At 61.5% G+C, this 15,950-nt stretch carries 10 protein-coding genes and 4 pseudogenes; 8 read left to right on the forward strand and 6 right to left on the reverse strand.

Going from position 1 to position 15,950, the window contains the following annotated elements; translation table 11 throughout:
* Nucleotides 1-29: 29 nt before the first annotated feature.
* Both IPP88_09955 and IPP88_09960 read right to left on the reverse strand, forming a co-directional pair.
* Nucleotides 30-1,272: pseudogene (locus IPP88_09955) on the reverse strand (FAD-dependent oxidoreductase).
* Nucleotides 1,273-1,399: 127 nt separating this feature from the next.
* On the reverse strand, nt 1,400-2,200 hold the full coding sequence (locus tag IPP88_09960) for an SDR family oxidoreductase (GenBank protein MBL0123023.1): 801 nt from the start codon (nt 2,198-2,200) through the stop codon (nt 1,400-1,402).
* A gap of 194 nt (nt 2,201-2,394) precedes the next feature.
* On the opposite strand from IPP88_09960, the gene IPP88_09965 reads away from it, so the two are divergent.
* The 8 genes and pseudogenes from IPP88_09965 to IPP88_10000 all read left to right on the forward strand — a co-directional run bounded on the left by IPP88_09965 (nt 2,395) and on the right by IPP88_10000 (nt 12,087).
* On the forward strand, nt 2,395-3,603 hold the full coding sequence (locus tag IPP88_09965; protein ID MBL0123024.1) for an acetyl-CoA C-acetyltransferase: 1,209 nt from the start codon (nt 2,395-2,397) through the stop codon (nt 3,601-3,603).
* Between the two features lie 31 nt (nt 3,604-3,634).
* Complete coding sequence (locus tag IPP88_09970) at nt 3,635-5,821, forward strand: enoyl-CoA hydratase/isomerase family protein (protein ID MBL0123025.1); 2,187 nt, start codon at nt 3,635-3,637, stop codon at nt 5,819-5,821.
* A 26-nt stretch (nt 5,822-5,847) separates the two neighbouring features.
* On the forward strand, nt 5,848-7,479 hold the full coding sequence (locus tag IPP88_09975) for a GMC family oxidoreductase N-terminal domain-containing protein (GenBank protein MBL0123026.1): 1,632 nt from the start codon (nt 5,848-5,850) through the stop codon (nt 7,477-7,479).
* A gap of 23 nt (nt 7,480-7,502) precedes the next feature.
* Nucleotides 7,503-8,589, forward strand: a pseudogene (locus tag IPP88_09980) (acyl-CoA/acyl-ACP dehydrogenase).
* Nucleotides 8,589-9,815 carry an acyl-CoA dehydrogenase family protein gene (locus IPP88_09985; GenBank protein MBL0123027.1) on the forward strand — a complete coding sequence of 409 codons (1,227 nt, stop codon included), beginning with the start codon at nt 8,589-8,591 and terminating at the stop codon, nt 9,813-9,815. Before IPP88_09980 ends, IPP88_09985 begins: the two are co-directional and overlap by 1 nt.
* A 2-nt stretch (nt 9,816-9,817) precedes the next feature.
* Entirely contained in the window at nt 9,818-10,969 is a 1,152-nt protein-coding gene (locus IPP88_09990; GenBank protein ID MBL0123028.1) for a CoA transferase, read from the forward strand.
* 124 nt (nt 10,970-11,093) lie between these two features.
* The gene (locus tag IPP88_09995) at nt 11,094-11,840 is read left to right on the forward strand and encodes a glucose 1-dehydrogenase (GenBank protein ID MBL0123029.1); all 747 of its coding nucleotides are present in this window, start codon (nt 11,094-11,096) and stop codon (nt 11,838-11,840) included.
* Nucleotides 11,821-12,087 carry an adenylyl-sulfate kinase gene (locus IPP88_10000; protein MBL0123030.1) on the forward strand — a complete coding sequence of 89 codons (267 nt, stop codon included), beginning with the start codon at nt 11,821-11,823 and terminating at the stop codon, nt 12,085-12,087. The genes IPP88_09995 and IPP88_10000 overlap by 20 nt, the downstream gene beginning before the upstream one ends.
* 71 nt (nt 12,088-12,158) lie before the next feature.
* Here IPP88_10000 and IPP88_10005 read toward each other — a convergent pair.
* The 4 genes and pseudogenes from IPP88_10005 to IPP88_10020 form a co-directional block, all read right to left on the reverse strand.
* A pseudogene (locus tag IPP88_10005) lies at nt 12,159-12,971 on the reverse strand (SDR family oxidoreductase).
* A gap of 32 nt (nt 12,972-13,003) precedes the next feature.
* Entirely contained in the window at nt 13,004-14,020 is a 1,017-nt protein-coding gene (locus tag IPP88_10010) for a TIGR03617 family F420-dependent LLM class oxidoreductase (GenBank protein ID MBL0123031.1), read from the reverse strand.
* Nucleotides 14,021-14,083: 63 nt separating this feature from the next.
* Nucleotides 14,084-14,865, reverse strand: a pseudogene (locus IPP88_10015) (glucose 1-dehydrogenase).
* 361 nt (nt 14,866-15,226) lie between these two features.
* Nucleotides 15,227-15,943, reverse strand: coding sequence for an EthD domain-containing protein (locus IPP88_10020; protein ID MBL0123032.1), 717 nt, complete (start codon nt 15,941-15,943; stop codon nt 15,227-15,229).
* Nucleotides 15,944-15,950 lie beyond the last annotated feature (7 nt).

Raw genomic sequence — 15,950 nt, forward strand, 5'->3', positions numbered from 1 at the left:
ACTGCTTTCCACTTTGGTCTGATTGAAAATCATGCGCCGCCAGCGGCATGGCGTCCTGCCTGGCGGCCAAAAAACTCGAGTCGCCCAGCGACATCCCGGAGGAATAACCTTCACCCCAGCGCGGCAAACCACAGGCCGTGCGCCCTGCGGCATACAGCCCTTCGATCAACTTGCCGGCGGCGTTCAGCACCTGACCAGTGGTCAGCGTGGAAAGGCCGCCAAGCGTAAAGAACGAGGCTGGGTAGTCGCGTTCGCAAAAGCTCATCGCCGCAAAAGGCGGCTCGACTAGGGGTTGAGGAACTCCGCTTCCTTGTGCCACAGCGGATCGAGCCCCTGCTCGGCATTGCGGTTGTAGCAGGCTACTGTATGTGTCAGTTCCCCCTGCGGTAGCCCCAACTCGCGTTCCACTTCATCCCAGGTCTCGCCGACCGCGGCGATGTCGATGTCGGGCTTGATCACTGGCCGATTGAAGATGCTGTTATCCACCAGCAGCCATACACGGCCGTTGGGTTGGCGTAGCATGTAATGCGTGACGCGACCATGGTAGGCATCCTCGTTTATGAAGCGCTGCCCGTTCTCGTTGATGAAAATGCCCTTGACTAGCGAATCCGGCGGGAAGAAGGGGCGTGTAGCGAAGAACTGGTCCATGTGGATGGCAGCGGCGCCTACCGAGATGCCCATGCGTATGCCTGACCCGTCGTCGTTGCCGCCCGTGGTCGGATTCGGGCAGCCCAGCGCCTGCGGCGTGTAGCGACGAAGCATTTCCTCATTGCAGATGTAGCCCCCGGCACAGAGTATGACGCCTTTGCGTGCACGCACCGTGCGCGGCTCACCATCGATGCGTACGCTGGGTTCCAGCCATTTGCCCGGCAGGTAGGTGCCCTTGAAGGGAATGCCCTGGTCGTTGAGCCACTGATAATGGGCAACGGCGTTGTCCGCATAGAGGCGCACTCGTGCTTCATCGGCTCCCGGTCCGCCGGACAGCATCAAATACTTATAAAAATCTTCCGTGGCATCCTCGAACCCGGCGGCCCTTTGCACCGGTGTGCCTCCGCTTCCCCCTAGGTAGAATTCACCGCCGGAAAGCGCTGCACTGCCCCCGGCGGCGGCCGCGACTTCCAGAATGCAAACCTTGGCGCCCGCCTTGTGGGCTTCTATCGCCGCGCAGGCGCCAGCGATGCCAAAGCCGACAATGGCCACATCCGTTTCTATGTCCCAGCGCGCAACTTCTTTCAGACGCAGCGGACGGGATGCGGAATAGTTATTCGACAAAACGGTCTCCTGGACGATTGCCATTTAGCCTGCAGCATCGCTCCGCCAAGACCCGATGTCATACCTCATTTAGATGAGGACGGCAAAATACAAGGTCGACAATGCATTCTGGCGCGAAAGGAGCGATTCAGCCTCTGTCTGGCATCCAGTTGACGCCGTTGATATGCGCTCCGCCATCGGCGAAGAGCGTATTGCCGGTCAGAAAACGGGCATCCTCGCTCGCCAGAAAGACGGCGATGCCGCCGATATCCAACTCGGGATCGCCCATGCGCCCCATCGGATTCATGCGTGTGATGGCTGCGGCGTTCTCCGGTTGTGCCATTGCAAACACCTTGTAGGCATCTGTAGCCGCTGCCGGGCAGATGATATTGCAGCATATCTGATGCTTGCCCCATTCCCGCGCCGCAGTTCGCGTCAGTGCGCGCAGCGCCTCCTTGGCCGAGTTGTAGTCAAGCGTGTAGGGATGGGCGTTGACGCCATTAAGTGAAGCCATGTTGATGATACGGCCCCACGCTTGGTCGCGCATATGCGGAAACACTGCCTGCATGGACCAGAAAGCGGCCATACAGCCGATGCGAAAGGCGTGCTCCATATCCTCGTCGGTATTTTTCTCCACCGGGTTGAAACCGATCGAACCGGGTCTCTTCGCCCAAGCGTTGTTAACCAGGATATCCACCCGACCGAAACGCTTGACCGTCGCCGCGACCATCGCCATGACCTGTTGCTTGTCGCTCACATCGACACAGAGAAACTCCGCACGGGCACCAAAGTCCTGCTGCAATTCCGCGACAGTCGCCGCCCCCGTGCTCTCGTTGTATTCGGCCACTACGACTGTTGCACCCTCGGCGCAGAAGCGGCGCGCGATGCCCTTGCCGATGCCCGCGCCTCCGCCCGTGACGATGGCGACACGCTCATACAGTTTGCCCATAGTATGTTCCCCTAGAATTGATCGAAAAGATAACCTGCGGCGAAGATCATTCTTACGGAGTATTGGCCCAATGCGCCCATTTTGGGTATTTTGCACCCATATAGCAGACCTGACCGCATTAACGTTAGCCTCGTTGCATGGTCAAGGCGAGATTAGGGCCATCGCATCCCCAACTTTTATCAACGGGAGAGCAAATGGCTGAAGTCTTCATTTACGACCATGTGCGCACACCGCGTGGCCGCGGCAAACCGGACGGCAGCCTGCACGAGATAACGCCCGTGCAGCTCGCAGCACAAATGCTGCAGGCACTGCGCGATAGAAACCGGCTCGACACCGGCCTGGTGGAAGACGTGATTCTCGGTTGCGTCGTGCCGGTGGGCGAACAGGGCGGCAACATCGCGCGCATCGCCGCGCTGGTCGCTGACTATCCCGATAGCGTGCCCGGCATGCAGATCAACCGTTACTGCGGCTCCGGCCTGGAAGCAGTGAATTTTGCTGCGGCAAAGATCGCCGGCGACCAGATCGACCTAGCCATTGGCGGCGGCGTAGAGAGCATGTCGCGCGTGCCTATGGGCAGCGACGGCGGTGCTTGGGCGCTCGATCCGCAGGTCGCCTTCAAGACGTACTTCGTCATGCAGGGCATCAGCGCCGACTTGCTCGCCACAAAGTGCGGATTCAATCGCCGGCAATGTGACGCCTACGCTGTTGACAGCCAGAAGCGAGCGGCCAACGCCAGGGAACAGGGCTGGTTCGACCGCTCCATCGTCTCGGTCAAGGATGTGCTTGGACTCCCGGTACTCGACCGGGATGAATTCATCCGGCCGGACACCACGCTGGATTCGCTTGCGGCCCTTAAGGCGTCCTTCACCGACCTCGGGCTCAAGTATGGCTTCGACAGTGTCGCCCTCCAGCGCTATCCAGAACTAGAGGAGATAGAACATATCCACCATGCCGGCAACAGTTCCGGCATCGTTGATGGCGCTTCTGCCGTACTCGTCGGCAATCGGGAAATCGGAGCCAGGCTCGGCCTCAAGCCGCGCGCGCGCATCCGTGCAACAGCCACCGTCGGCTCTGAGCCGACGCTGATGCTCGACGCACCCAGTCACGCCGCGCAGAAGGCGCTGAGAAAGACCGGCATGGAAGTCAAAGATGTGGCTTTGTGGGAACTCAATGAAGCGTTCTCCTCCGTGGTGCTGTGCCTGATGCAGCGCCTCGACGTGCCGCACGACAGGATCAACGTCAATGGCGGGGCCATCGCAATGGGTCATCCGCTCGGCGCCACGGGCGGCATGATTCTCGGCACTCTCCTCGATGAAATGGAGCGCCGGCAGGCGGCCACCGGGTTGGTCAGTCTGTGCGAGGCGGCCGGCATGGGCAGCGCCACAATTATCGAGCTCGTCTGAGCGCGAACCGGATACGCGGGGGGACATACAGATGAATCAAGTCTTTGAATTCTCGGTCGACAGCGAAGGCGTTGCCACGCTGGTCATCGACCGCCAGGACAACACCATGAACGTCATCGACTTCCTGTTCATGGAGGAGCTTTCTGACTGCATCGAGCGCGTTGCCAGCGATCCCGCGATCAAGGGCGCGGTGATCGCGTCAGGCAAGCCGGTGTTCGTCGCCGGCGCCGACCTCAAGCTGATGGAGGAAATGGCCGATCATCAACAGGACGTGCCTCTGGCCGAGGCGCTGGAGCAGAATTTTTCGTTCTCCAAACTACTGCGCCGCATGGAAACTTGCGGCAAACCTTTCGCCTGCGCCATCAACGGCATGGCCCTGGGCGGTGGCACGGAAGTGGCGCTGGCCTGTCACCATAGAGTCATGTCCGACGCTAAGGGTATCGTCATCGGGCTGCCGGAGGTAATGGTGGGCCTTCTGCCCGGTGGTGGCGGCACGCAGCGCGTGCCTCGTCTAATCGGCATCCAAGCGGCCATGCCCTTACTGATGGAAGGCCAGAGGATCAAGCCCGACGAGGCGCTTAAAATGGGCCTTGTGCACCAGGTCGTACCTTCCGACATGGTACTGGCAGCCGCCAAGCGCTGGATACTCGAAAGCGGCGACCCAGTTCAGCCCTGGGACAAGAAAGACTACCGCGTTCCTGGGGGCGCCGGCCCCATGGCCCCGGCCGTGGCGCAGATGCTGGTGGTGGCCATCGCCCTGCTGCAGGCCAAGACTTACCACAATATGCCTGCCCCGCTGGCCATTCTCTCCTGCCTATACGAAGGTCCGCAGTTGCCGATGGACAAGGCCCTGCGCGTCGAGAGCAAGTACATGACGCAACTCAGCCGCGGCGCCGTCTCGCGCAACATGATCCGCACCCTCTTCGTGAACAAGGGCAAAGCCGACAAACTGGCGCGGCGGCCGGAAGGCTACCCGCGTACCACGTACGAGAAGATCGGCGTGCTTGGCGCCGGCCTTATGGGCGCAGGCTTAGCCTATAGTTGCGCGCAACTTGGCGTGGAAGTGGTGCTGCTCGACCGCGACCAGGAAGCCGCCGAAAAGGGCAAGGCATACAGCGTCAAGCGTCTCGAGCGCGACATCGAGAAGAGGCGCATGACGCGCGAAAAGGCCGATGCCATCCTGGCACGCATCCACCCCGGCACCGACTACGCGGCATTGGCCGGCGTCGAACTGGTAGTCGAGGCCGTATTCGAGGATCGCGGCGTTAAGGCGGAAGTGACCAGGATGCTGGAAGCGGTGCTTCCAGGGAATGCTGTAATCGGTTCCAATACCTCGGGACTATCGATCACCAGCCTCGCCGCAAACAGCTCTCGCCCGCAGAACTTCATCGGCATGCACTTCTTCTCGCCGGTGGAGCGCATGCCCCTGGTGGAAGTGATCCGCGGCGTGAAAACCTCGGATGAAACGCTGGCCCGCACGCTCGACTTCGTTGCACTGATGAAGAAGACGCCCATCGTGGTCAATGACGGTCCGGGCTTCTTCACCAGCCGCTTCATCGGCGCCTACATGAGCGAGAGCATGAACATGCTGGCGGAAGGCGTGAACCCGGCCCTGATCGAAAACGCGGCAAAGATGGCCGGCCTGCCCGTAGGCCCGCTCAGCATCGGCGACGAGATCGGCCTCGATGTCGCCTATCACGCCAGCCAGTCGCAGGCCAAGGACCATGGCGACCAACATGTGCCCAGCACCTCCTTCAAGATCATCGAACTGATGGCAGGCAAGCTTGGCCGCTACGGTCGCAAGAACCGCAAGGGCTACTTCGACTACAGCGCCGACGGCAACAAGAAGCTTTGGCCGGGCCTCGTCGAGCACTGGCCGCGCTCACCACATCAGCCGACCGTCGATGAGATCAAGGTACGCATGTTCTATGCGCAACTCATCGAGGCCGCCAACTGCTTCGCCGAAGGAATCGTCATCGAGGCCGCTGACGGTGATGTCGGATCGATTCTGGGCGTCGGCTTTCCGGCCTATCTTGGCGGTCCCTTTGCAATGATGGACACCATCGGCTTGCCGCAGGTGCTGGCGGAGTGCGATCGCCTGCAGGCAGCTTACGGCAAGCGCTTTGCCGCTCCGGCCTTGCTGCGCGATATGGCGGCGCGCGGGAAGACCTTCTACGGCGCCAAACGCATCACACCACCCGCGCTAAGCAGGGCCTGAAGGTAACTTACGGGAACACACCGGCGATGCATGCAGACGGCTACGATTACATCATCGTCGGCGGCGGCGCGGCGGGCTGTGTGCTGGCCAGCCGCCTGACCGAGGATCCGGATATTGCGGTCCTGCTGCTAGAAGCCGGGGGCAAGGACAATGCCATGCTGATCAAGATTCCCGCCGGCTGGACCCAAGCCATGCTCGATCCGAAACTGGCCTGGGTGCATCAGACCGTTCCGGCCAATGCTTTGCGGGGTCGGTCGATGGTCATGCCGCGCGGCAAGGTGATGGGCGGATCGTCTTCGATTAACGGCCTGGTCTATGTGCGCGGTCAACCCGAGGACTTCGACGGCTGGGCGTCAGCCGGCGCCCGCGGCTGGAGCTGGAAGGAAGTCCTACCCTACTTCATCCGCGGTGAGGACTGGTCGGGCGCGTCCGGCACCGGTCGCGGCAAGGGCGGTCCGCTGCAGTTGTCGCCAGGCTTCGAACCGTCGCGCTTCGGCGACGTGTTGATGGACGGCGCGCGCCAATACGGCTGGCCTGTGAATCCCGATTACAACGCAGCCAGCCAGGAAGGCATGGGTTGGGTGCAACTCACGGGCCGCGACCATCGCCGCTGCTCGGCTGCCGATGCCCATTTGAAGCCGGCCATGAAGCGCCCCAATCTGGGGGTCGAACTGAAGGCGCTCGCGACACGCGTGCTGTTCAAAGGTAAGCGTGCAACAGGTGTCGAGTACCTGCAGTGCGGCAGGCGGATCCAGGTCAAGGCCCGGCGCGAGGCGCTGTTGGCGGCTGGAGCCGTCCGCTCTCCTCAATTGCTGATGCTCTCCGGCATCGGTCCCGGCGACCAGTTGCAGCGTTTCGGCATTCCGGTTCTGGCCGACCGCGCAGGCGTGGGCAGCAACCTGCAAGACCACCTTGTGCTGGTCATGGGCTGGCGTTTCAAGCCCGGCGGACCCAGCCATAACCCCAACCTGAGAGGTTGGCGCCTGGCCCGCGAGTTGTTGCGTTTCATACTCTTCAAGAAAGGCGCCATGAACATGTCGGTCGGCGATGTCATGCTGTTCTTCAAGAGCGATCCCACACTCTCGCGGCCCGATATCCAGGTGCATTGCCTGCCGGTTACCGGCGATGTAGACCTCAAGCATGCGACCGGCGAGAACCTGCTGCACAAACAGCCGGGCATGACCCTGGCGCCCTGCGACATGCGCCCCCGCTCGCGCGGCAGCGTGTGCCGGGTTTCGGTCGACCCGGACGCACTCGCCAACGTCAACCCGAACTACCTTAGCGACGAGGAAGACTGGAACGCGGTACTCGCCGCCGTGAACATCCTGCGCCAATTCGTCAAAACGCCCGGGCTGGCCGCACTGATCGAGTGCGAGTTATATCCCGGCCCCGGACACTACAGCGAGGCTCAATTGCGCGACGCGCTGGTTCAAATCTCGACTACCGGCCACCATCCTGTTGGAACTTGCCGCATGGGTTCCGACGTCGATGCGATGCTCGACCCGGAATTGCGGGTACGTGGTGTTGACGGCCTGCGCGTCGTCGACGCTTCTGTCATGCCCTGCCTGCCCTCGGGCAACACGAATGCGCCAACGTTCATGATTGCGGAACGCGCCTCCGATCTGATACGCGGCCGCAAGCCGCTACTCGCCAACTGACATTGATAAACTAGGAAACAACCGTGAATTTCGATTTCTCAGATGACCAGCGCCTGCTACAGGAGGAGGTACGCAAGATGCTGGCAACTACCAGCACCTCTGCCGAGGTGCGCAAGGCCCTTGAGGGCGCAGCCGCCTACTGCGCCCCCGTCTGGCGTCAGCTGCTGGCCACGGTGCCGCCACTGCCGCAATACCGGAAGCCTACGGCGGCGCTGGCCTCGGCTACCTGGAACTGTGCCTTGTGGCGCAGGAGGCCGGTCGCCATCTCGCCGCCGTACCACTTGCGACCGGTATCTTCCTTGCCGCCGAGGCGCTGCTGCTTGGCGGCAGCGAATCCCAGAAACAGCGCTGGCTGCCGCGCATCGCTTCTGGCGAGACGATCGCTACGGCCGCGCTAGGCAGCGTGGAAAGCTACCTGACGCCCGCTCCGCTGCGCTTCGATGGCGGCAGGCTGGAAGGTAGCGGGGGCGCCCTGCCGGACGGCATCGTGGCGGGCTTGGCTGTGCTTCAGGCAGGCAAGGACCTGCTCTTGGTTGACCTGACCGGTCCAGGGGTCAGCCGGCGCGCCGTACCGAGCCTCGATCCGACGCGCCCCTATGCCGAGGTTCTTTTCGCTGCCACCCCGGCAGAGGTCCTCGGCCAGGGTGGGTCGGCCATGCTGACGCCGCGCCTGCTTGACGGTGCGGCCGTACTCCTGGCCTTCGAACAGATCGGCGGCGCCTCACGCGTCCTGGACATGTCCCGCGAGTACGCGCTCGAACGCAAGGCCTTTGGTCGCCAGATCGGCGGCTTCCAGGCCATCAAGCACAAGATGGCCGACATCTACACGCGCAACGAGATGGCCCGGGTACATGCCTATTACGGTGCCTGGGCGCTGTCGTCGCACGCGCCAGAGTTGCCGGTGGCCGCTGCGGCTGCCCGCGTCGCGGCAACCACCGCCTACAACTACGCGGCCGAGGAAGGCATCGAGATCCACGGCGGCATCGGCTACACCTGGGGATGGATTGCCATCTGCATCTGCGCCGCGCCCGCTATCTCGGGCAATTGATAGGAAGCGTTCACGCCTGGCGCGCACGCCTGGGAGATGAATTGATCATGGGAGCCGCATGATGAATTTCAGAGACACTCCGGAAGAAGCCGTATTCCGCGCTCAGGCGCGCGCATGGCTGGAAGCCAACGCCCAGCCGCGACATAGCGTCGATGAGCGCTTCGACGAAGGCATGAGCGAGGAACAGCGCCTTGCCGCCGCCAAGGCATGGCAGGCCGAGAAAGCCAAGGCCGGCTACGCTGCCATCGCCTTGCCGAAGCACGTCGGGGGTCTCGGCGGCACGCCAATGCAGCAGGTAATCTACAACCAGGAGGAAGAGAAGTTCCTGGTGCCACGCATGGTGTTCGAGGTCAGCCTGGGCATGTGCCTGCCGACTGTGGCGATGTGGGCAATGCCGGAGCTGAAGGTGCGCTACCTGCCGCCAGGCAGTGCCGGCCAGGAGATCTGGTGCCAACTGTTCTCCGAACCGGGCGCCGGTTCGGATACCGGTGGCATACGCATGCGAGCGGAGAAACACGGCGACGAATGGATCGTCAACGGCCAGAAGGTGTGGACGTCATCGGCGCAGTTTTGCGACTACGGCATCCTGCTGGCTCGCAGCGACTGGGACAAGCCCAAGCAGGAAGGCCTGACCATGTTCATCGTCGACATGAAGGCGCCGGGAGTCGAGGTGCGGCCCATCCACCAGATGTCCGGCGACTCGGAATTCAACGAGGTCTTCTTCACTGATGTACGCATCGCCGACAGCCATCGCCTCGGACCGGAGTGCGGCGGCTGGAAGGTAATGCTGTCCACACTCATGACGGAGCGCCTCTCGGTGGGCGGGAACCTGCCGACCAACCTGCATGAAGGACTCATCGCGCTGGCGCGCAAGGCCCGGTGGAATGGCCGCCCGGCAGTCGAGGACGCGCGCGTCAAGGCGGGCATCGCCGACGCCTATCTCACAATGCACGGCCTGGAACTGCTGGTGGCGCGGGGGATCACTGCCGTTTCCCAGGGAAAGACGCCAGGGCCTGAAATGTCGATCACCAAGCTGGTAGGCGCCAAAGGCATGCAGGACATTGCCGGTTTCGCCATTGAACTGGCAGGTCCCGAGGGACTGCTGACGCACGACACGCTGGGTCCAGAATGGCGCTACATGCAACGACTCTGGTTGTCGGCGCCGGGCGTCCGCCTAGCCGGCGGCACTGACGAGATCCTCAAGAACGTCATTGCCGAGCGCGTGCTAGGGCTGCCTGGTGAAGTGCGCACCGATCGCAAAACTCCATTCCGCGAACTGGAGCGTTGAGCATGTCAGTAAAACCGCTGCAGGGCGTCAAGGTCCTGGATTTCACCCAGTTGCTTCCGGGGCCCATGTGTACCCAGTACCTGGCCGATATGGGCGCCGACGTTCTCAAACTGGAGCCGCCCGGCACCGGCGACGCAGGACGCGGACCAGCCGGCACCGGCGTTTCGCATTTTTTCCAGATGGTCAACCGCAACAAACGCTCTCTGGCAATCAACTTGCGCGCTCCACAATCGCGTGACATAGTCATGAAGCTGGTCGAGCGTAGCGAGGTCCTGGTAGAAGGCTTCAGGCCCGGCGTGATGGCGCGGCTCGGCCTCGGCTACGCCGAGGTGCGCGCAGTCAATCCGAAGATCGTCTATTGCGCCATTACCGGATACGGGCAGGATGGGCCCTTCGTCGAACTCGGCGGGCATGACATCAACTACCAGTCCTACGCCGGTATCCTCGAACAAAACGCGGCACTAGGGGGCAAGCCACATCCGGGCAACTTTCCAATTGCCGACCTGGCCGGTGGCGCGCTTTCGGCAGCAATGACCATTCTGGCAGTATTGTTCGATGTGCAGCGTAGCGGCAAGGGGCGATTACTCGACGTCTCCATGACCGACTGCGCACTGGCCCTCAATTCGGGTCCGCTGGCGGCCCTAAACACCTACGGTCGCGCCGTCCCGTCGGGCGACGACGTGCTCACCGGCGGCCTGCCCTGTTATGGCACGTACGAAACGGCGGACGGCCGTTATCTCGCCGTCGGCGCCCTGGAGCCAAAGTTCTGGCAAGGCTTCTGCACCGCCATCGGGCAACCGGAACTGGCGGCGAAAGGCTGGGCCAGAGGCAAGGATGGTGCCGCGGTACGCGAACAGATCGCCGTCCTGCTCAAGCGCAAGACCCTGGCGCAATGGACCGAGATCTTCGCCGGCGTCGATGCCTGCATCAGCCCCGTGTTGCGCATCGACGAAGTTCTGCAGCATCCGCTACCGCGTGCGCGCGGCATGATCGTCGATATGCCGGCACCCGACGGCGAGCACTACCCCTACTTTGCTTTTCCAGTGAAGATGAGCGACTACCGTTTCAACGTCGACCGACTGCCGCCGACACTGGGCCAGCATAATGAGGAAGTGCTGGGCGAACTGGGTTATCACGACGCCGAAATTGGTTAGCTGATCGACGAGGGAAGGCAAGAGTCGGCAATCTCCGCGGCGAGATCATCGTGAAATAGTCCACCATGGCGCGCCTGAAATTTTTTTTTGGAAGTAAAGTATCAACTCAAAAGGGGAAATTAAAATGGCAGGTCCGTTGCTAGCAGGAAAAGTCGCCATGGTCACAGGCGCAGCAGGTGGGATTGGCCGCGCTGCGGCGATCGCTTACGCCCAGGAGGGCGCCATGGTCATGGTGGCGGATGTCAATGACGCAGCCGGCGAGGAAACCGTAGCGCTGATCCGGGGCGCAGGCGGCGAGGCACATTTCATGGCCTGCAACGTCGCCAAGGAACAGGAGGTAGCGGCATTGGTAGCGAAGACCGTGGAAACCTTCGGCAGCCTTGACTGCGCCTTCAATAACGCGGGTATCAGCAATGCACTCCCGACGATTGACCTCGACGTCTTCCGGCGGGTTATCGATATCAACCTGATGGGTGTCGCTTACGGCATCAAGTACGAGGTCGATCAGATGCTCAAGCAAGGCGGTGGAGTAATTGTGAATACCGCATCTATCGCAGGTCTCAGCGGCAAAGGTTGTCTGGACTACTGCGCCAGCAAGCACGCCGTGGTCGGCATGACCAGATCGGCGGCTTTGCGCTATGCCGCTTTGGGCATCCGCGTCAACGCCGTTTGCCCAGGCGTGATCGAAACGCCCATGACGGAGCCGCTGATCAAGAATCCGGCAATGAAGGCCCATCTGGACGGGATGTGCCCCATTGGACGGATGGGGAAGGCCGAGGAAGTTGCCGATGCCGTGATCTGGTTGAGTTCCCCAAAGTCAAGTTTCGTCACTGGCCAGGCACTCGCGGTAGATGGCGGTTTCATGGCCTGAGGCATTCGTTTTCAAAACAAGAGAGGACGACGTTTTATTCGCCGTGCAATACGAAGGCACAGAGCGCGCTCGAACCAAGAAGGCCCGGCGCGGTGAACTGAAGAACCTCACCGGCATCGACTCACCCTACGAGGCACCGGAGGAGGCCGAGATACGCATTGATACCGTCTCGCTCTCGGTCGAGCGCGGCGCCGATTTCATCATCCGCTGGCTGATCGACGCAGGTGTGACCGGCGTCGTCGGTTAGCACTCCGCTGCCGGTTTTCGTCAGAGGCTTGTACGCGGCTCTCCAGTCCAGCTAATAGAGGCGCAGACCGCTCAAACTGTAGTGTCGACAAGCAGGCATGATCTAGGCAGAAAATCACCGCAGTTGGCATCGAGCGTCGCCCCGGTCACCCGCGCTGGCGTAATTTGAGATCAGCATCATCCCTGCATTGGCGACTTCGTCGTCGCTGACGATACGGCACAAGGCGAAGTCCGCGGCAATGCCGCCGACGATTTTTCTTCGGTGACGTCCTTCTGCGCTGCTACCTGGCGCACATAACCTTGCACGGGTTCGCCCTACATCCAGCGTGGCAGGAGTGTGTTGACCCGTATGCCGCGGCCCCACTTCGCCAGCCAGATAGGCAGCGAGAACCTTGACTGCTCCCTTGGACGCCGCGTAGGCTCCCTCGTCGGCGAGCGGGCGGCGGATCGCCTGGGTATTGATGAAGAGGATGGCTCCGCTGCCCTGCCGCTTCATCTGCGGGATGGTCTCTTGGGGCAGGGCCATGTTGCCAAGGATGTTGGTCTCGAAAACCTCCCGCCAGTTTTCCAGATCGCAGATCGACACCGGCTCGAAGGCTCCATTACAAAAGGCGCTACTAATCAACGCATCGATGCGACCGAAGCGTTCGATCGCAACGCAGACCAGTTGCCGACAATGCGCGGTCGACGATGTCGGTGGGTATTTTCAGGACCTCGCAATGCCCTCGAACGACGTGAATGCGGTTCTCGGCATCGTCGAGCTTGGCTAGCGTGCGCGGGGCAACGACCACGACGCGGGCACCGGCGCGCGGCCCCGACAGCAAGCTTCACGCCCCGGCCCGGCCCTATGCCAGATACAACGACCACCTTGTCTGCCAACAACATGAGACTTCCTCGTTTTGGTATATGAGTTGCGGTCAGACCGTCGCCTTGATTGCCCTCACGACGTCGGCCCAGTGGCCCGGATCCGGACATCGATTATGGGTGATGCTGACGCTGTCGGCGATACCGTCCAGCCGCGCGCGCAACTTGCCGGCGATCTCGTGGCGCTCGCCGACCACGGCGACTTCATTGAGGATCTCGTCACTGATCAAATCGGTCATATCATCCCAACGCCCCTCCTTGGAGAGACGGTTCAGTTCCTGATGGACAGCGTCCCAGCCATGGCAGGCCAGAGTGGGTAGGTAGGCCGGGGTGGAACCATAGAAGGCCAGTTGCTTGCGGGCGGCAAGCTTGGATGCCTTGAACGCTTCTTCGGTGTCTGCCGTGACTACCAAGGTGGCACACATAACCTCGATGTCACTGCGCGGGCGACCTGCTTTGGCGAGACCCTTGTGCAAGGCGGGCAACGAGTTTTCGAGCAGACTGCGGCGAGTAGTGAAGGGGTGGGCGATGAAGCCATCCGCCACTTCGCCAGCAACTGAGGTCATCAAGGGGCCAAAGCCACCCGTGAAGATCGGTGGCAGCCCATGCGGATTGGGACCCGGATTGAAGGTCAGGATCATGATGGTATGTCGGTAGAACCTACCTGAGAAGTTGAGGGAGCCGTTGCCCTCCCAGCTGTCCCAGATCGCCTTGATCGCCAGCACGATTTCGCGCATGCGGGCAGCCGGGTGGGACCAGGAGGAACTGAAGCGCTTCTCGATGTGTGGCTTCACCTGGGAACCCAATCCCAAAACGAAACGACCGCCGCTAATGGACTGCATATCGTAGCCCAGGTTAGCCAGGTTCATGGGATTACGGGCGAAGGCAATAGCGATGGCTGTGCCCAGACGCAGCGTGTTCGTGTGCTCGGCCGCCACGGCCAGAGCGAGAAATGGATCGTGCTTGGCTTCGAAGGAAAAGCCACCGTCGTAGCCGATGTCCTCAAGTTCCTTGTACAGCGTGCGCGCCTCGCGAGGATCTTCCAGCGGAGCGGTCGTGTAAATCTTCATGCTCATACGTCCGAAAAATCCAGGATCGACACGGCAGTCGACGTCACCGATGAATGCGCATGATCAGGCTTCCGGCGCCCCGGGCAACCCCGCGTAATACACGCCCGCGACAGCTCCGCCGTCGACGCAGATTTCCGCACCGCATATATAGGAAGCATCGTCAGTAGCGAGGAACAGAGTGGTACGGGCGACCTCTTCCGGCAGACCCACCCGCTGCAGCGGGATATCGCGAAAGCGCAGGTTCATCTTCTCCACCGAGTCTTTGGCGGCATTGATCATCGGTGTATTGATTCCGCCTGGATGCACGGAGTTGACGCGCACGCCGCGGTGGCCTAACTCCAGCGCCGCGACCTTGGTCAGGCCACGGATGCCCCATTTACTGGCACAATAGGCGCTCAAGCTATTGGCACCGCGCAGGCCATCGCTCGAAGAAATATTGATGATGGAACCCTTACCGCGGGCGATCATCGTCGGCGCCACCGTCTTGATTCCGCAGGAATGTTCCCGTCAGGTTGACGCTCAGGACCTTTTCGAACGCCGCCTTTTCCATATTAACCAGTGCCTCACACACCGAGGATACCGGCATTATTCACCAGGACGTCGATCTGACCGTGACGCCGGATGGTGTCGGCAACCAGTGCGCGCCAACTGTCCTCATCGGCGACATCAAGATGGCGGTAGCTCGCAGCCTCGCCAATCTCGCCGGCGAGCGTTTCACCCTCGGCATCGAGTAGATCGGTGATTACAACCCTCGCACCGGCTTCGGCGAAGATGCGCGAGCTCGCCGCACCCATGCCTCGCGCGCCACCAGTGATGATTGCGACCCTCCCTTGAAGTTGAGCCATGTCTATTGCTCCGAAAAGGCAGGCCGGACGCAACCCGCCTCGTCGCTATAGGCTAGCACCCGCGCCCGAAACTTGTCCTAGTCTGATCAGACGAAACAACCTGCATGGAATCGCGCGATGCCCGATAGCCGGATCTAGCGTAAGCGGGAGACCTTTCGGCTTTGCCGGGGAGGCAGTAAGTTTGACAGTTCCGGCAGTCGCATTTGCGGTGAACCTGCAACGGGTGCTACTCGTGATTCAAGGGATCAGGATTTGGATGTAAAGAGACTTTCAAAAATTGCGAGCTTTTGACTTTAGTCGCGGATAGGGCCCCTTTGAGGGGCCCCGCGACGCGAAAGCCCCCGGCTTTGCCGGGGGATGGTTACTTGCCCAATTCTTTGATCAGGTACTGGCTGGTCGGCAGGACGTCGATCCTGTCGCGGTCGATGAAACGCTGGCAACTGTCTATCATGGCCTTGTGGTTGCGGTGGTATTTCGCTTCATCGCCTACGGCGTCAAAAAAGCTATAAGTGTCGGTCATCGCTGCGGCGGGAAAGCCTTCCTCGACAATCGCGTCGTAAACCGGCGCGGAGTAGCTGAGTACGCGGATCACAAAGTTTTGCACGTATAGAAAGGTGCTTTGCGTGCCGACGGCCACCTGCGTATGGCTGTTCTGCCAGATGTCGCGCCAAGTTTCAGGCGGCAGGCGTGGCGGTCGGCCCAGCAGGGCGACCTGGAACCAGCCCTCGGTGCGTAGCCTTGGCCCGGGCGGGTGGAGGGTATTGCGTATGGGCGTTGATTCGCTCACCAGATACGCGGCCATTCTCGGCACAACATTCGCGACGGCTTTGTCGAATGGACGGCGCAAAGCGTCCACCGCGCAGTCTACCCAGACAGAGACCATGGCCTCCGGCTGCGGTCGAGTATTGATAAGGCGCAGACCCGCAGCCTCAGCGACATCACCATCCTGCACGTTAACCTGCAAGCCGCGGGCACCGAGTGCCAGCAGGCGGTCGGCTAAATCCGTCCGAAGATTGGTACTGAACTGCTCGGCATCCACGCTCTGCTCGCGCCAAACCAAGTAAACCACCTTCTCCATCCAGGAC

The organism is Betaproteobacteria bacterium, from assembly GCA_016720925.1.
In the GTDB taxonomy this organism is placed as follows: domain Bacteria; phylum Pseudomonadota; class Gammaproteobacteria; order Burkholderiales; family Usitatibacteraceae; genus UKL13-2.

Bases quoted from the DNA above. Each gene is read 5' to 3' on its own strand.
- IPP88_09995 (MBL0123029.1), top strand. From the start codon at position 11,094: ATGGCAGGTCCGTTGCTAGCAGGAAAAGTCGCCATGGTCACAGGCGCA.
- IPP88_09990 (MBL0123028.1), top strand. From the start codon at position 9,818: ATGTCAGTAAAACCGCTGCAGGGCGTCAAGGTCCTGGATTTCACCCAG.
- IPP88_09970 (MBL0123025.1), top strand. From the start codon at position 3,635: ATGAATCAAGTCTTTGAATTCTCGGTCGACAGCGAAGGCGTTGCCACG.
- IPP88_10010 (MBL0123031.1), bottom strand. From the start codon at position 14,020: ATGAAGATTTACACGACCGCTCCGCTGGAAGATCCTCGCGAGGCGCGC.
- IPP88_09975 (MBL0123026.1), top strand. From the start codon at position 5,848: ATGCATGCAGACGGCTACGATTACATCATCGTCGGCGGCGGCGCGGCG.
- IPP88_09965 (MBL0123024.1), top strand. From the start codon at position 2,395: ATGGCTGAAGTCTTCATTTACGACCATGTGCGCACACCGCGTGGCCGC.
- IPP88_10000 (MBL0123030.1), top strand. From the start codon at position 11,821: ATGGCGGTTTCATGGCCTGAGGCATTCGTTTTCAAAACAAGAGAGGAC.
- IPP88_09985 (MBL0123027.1), top strand. From the start codon at position 8,589: ATGAATTTCAGAGACACTCCGGAAGAAGCCGTATTCCGCGCTCAGGCG.
- IPP88_10020 (MBL0123032.1), bottom strand. From the start codon at position 15,943: ATGGAGAAGGTGGTTTACTTGGTTTGGCGCGAGCAGAGCGTGGATGCC.
- IPP88_09960 (MBL0123023.1), bottom strand. From the start codon at position 2,200: ATGGGCAAACTGTATGAGCGTGTCGCCATCGTCACGGGCGGAGGCGCG.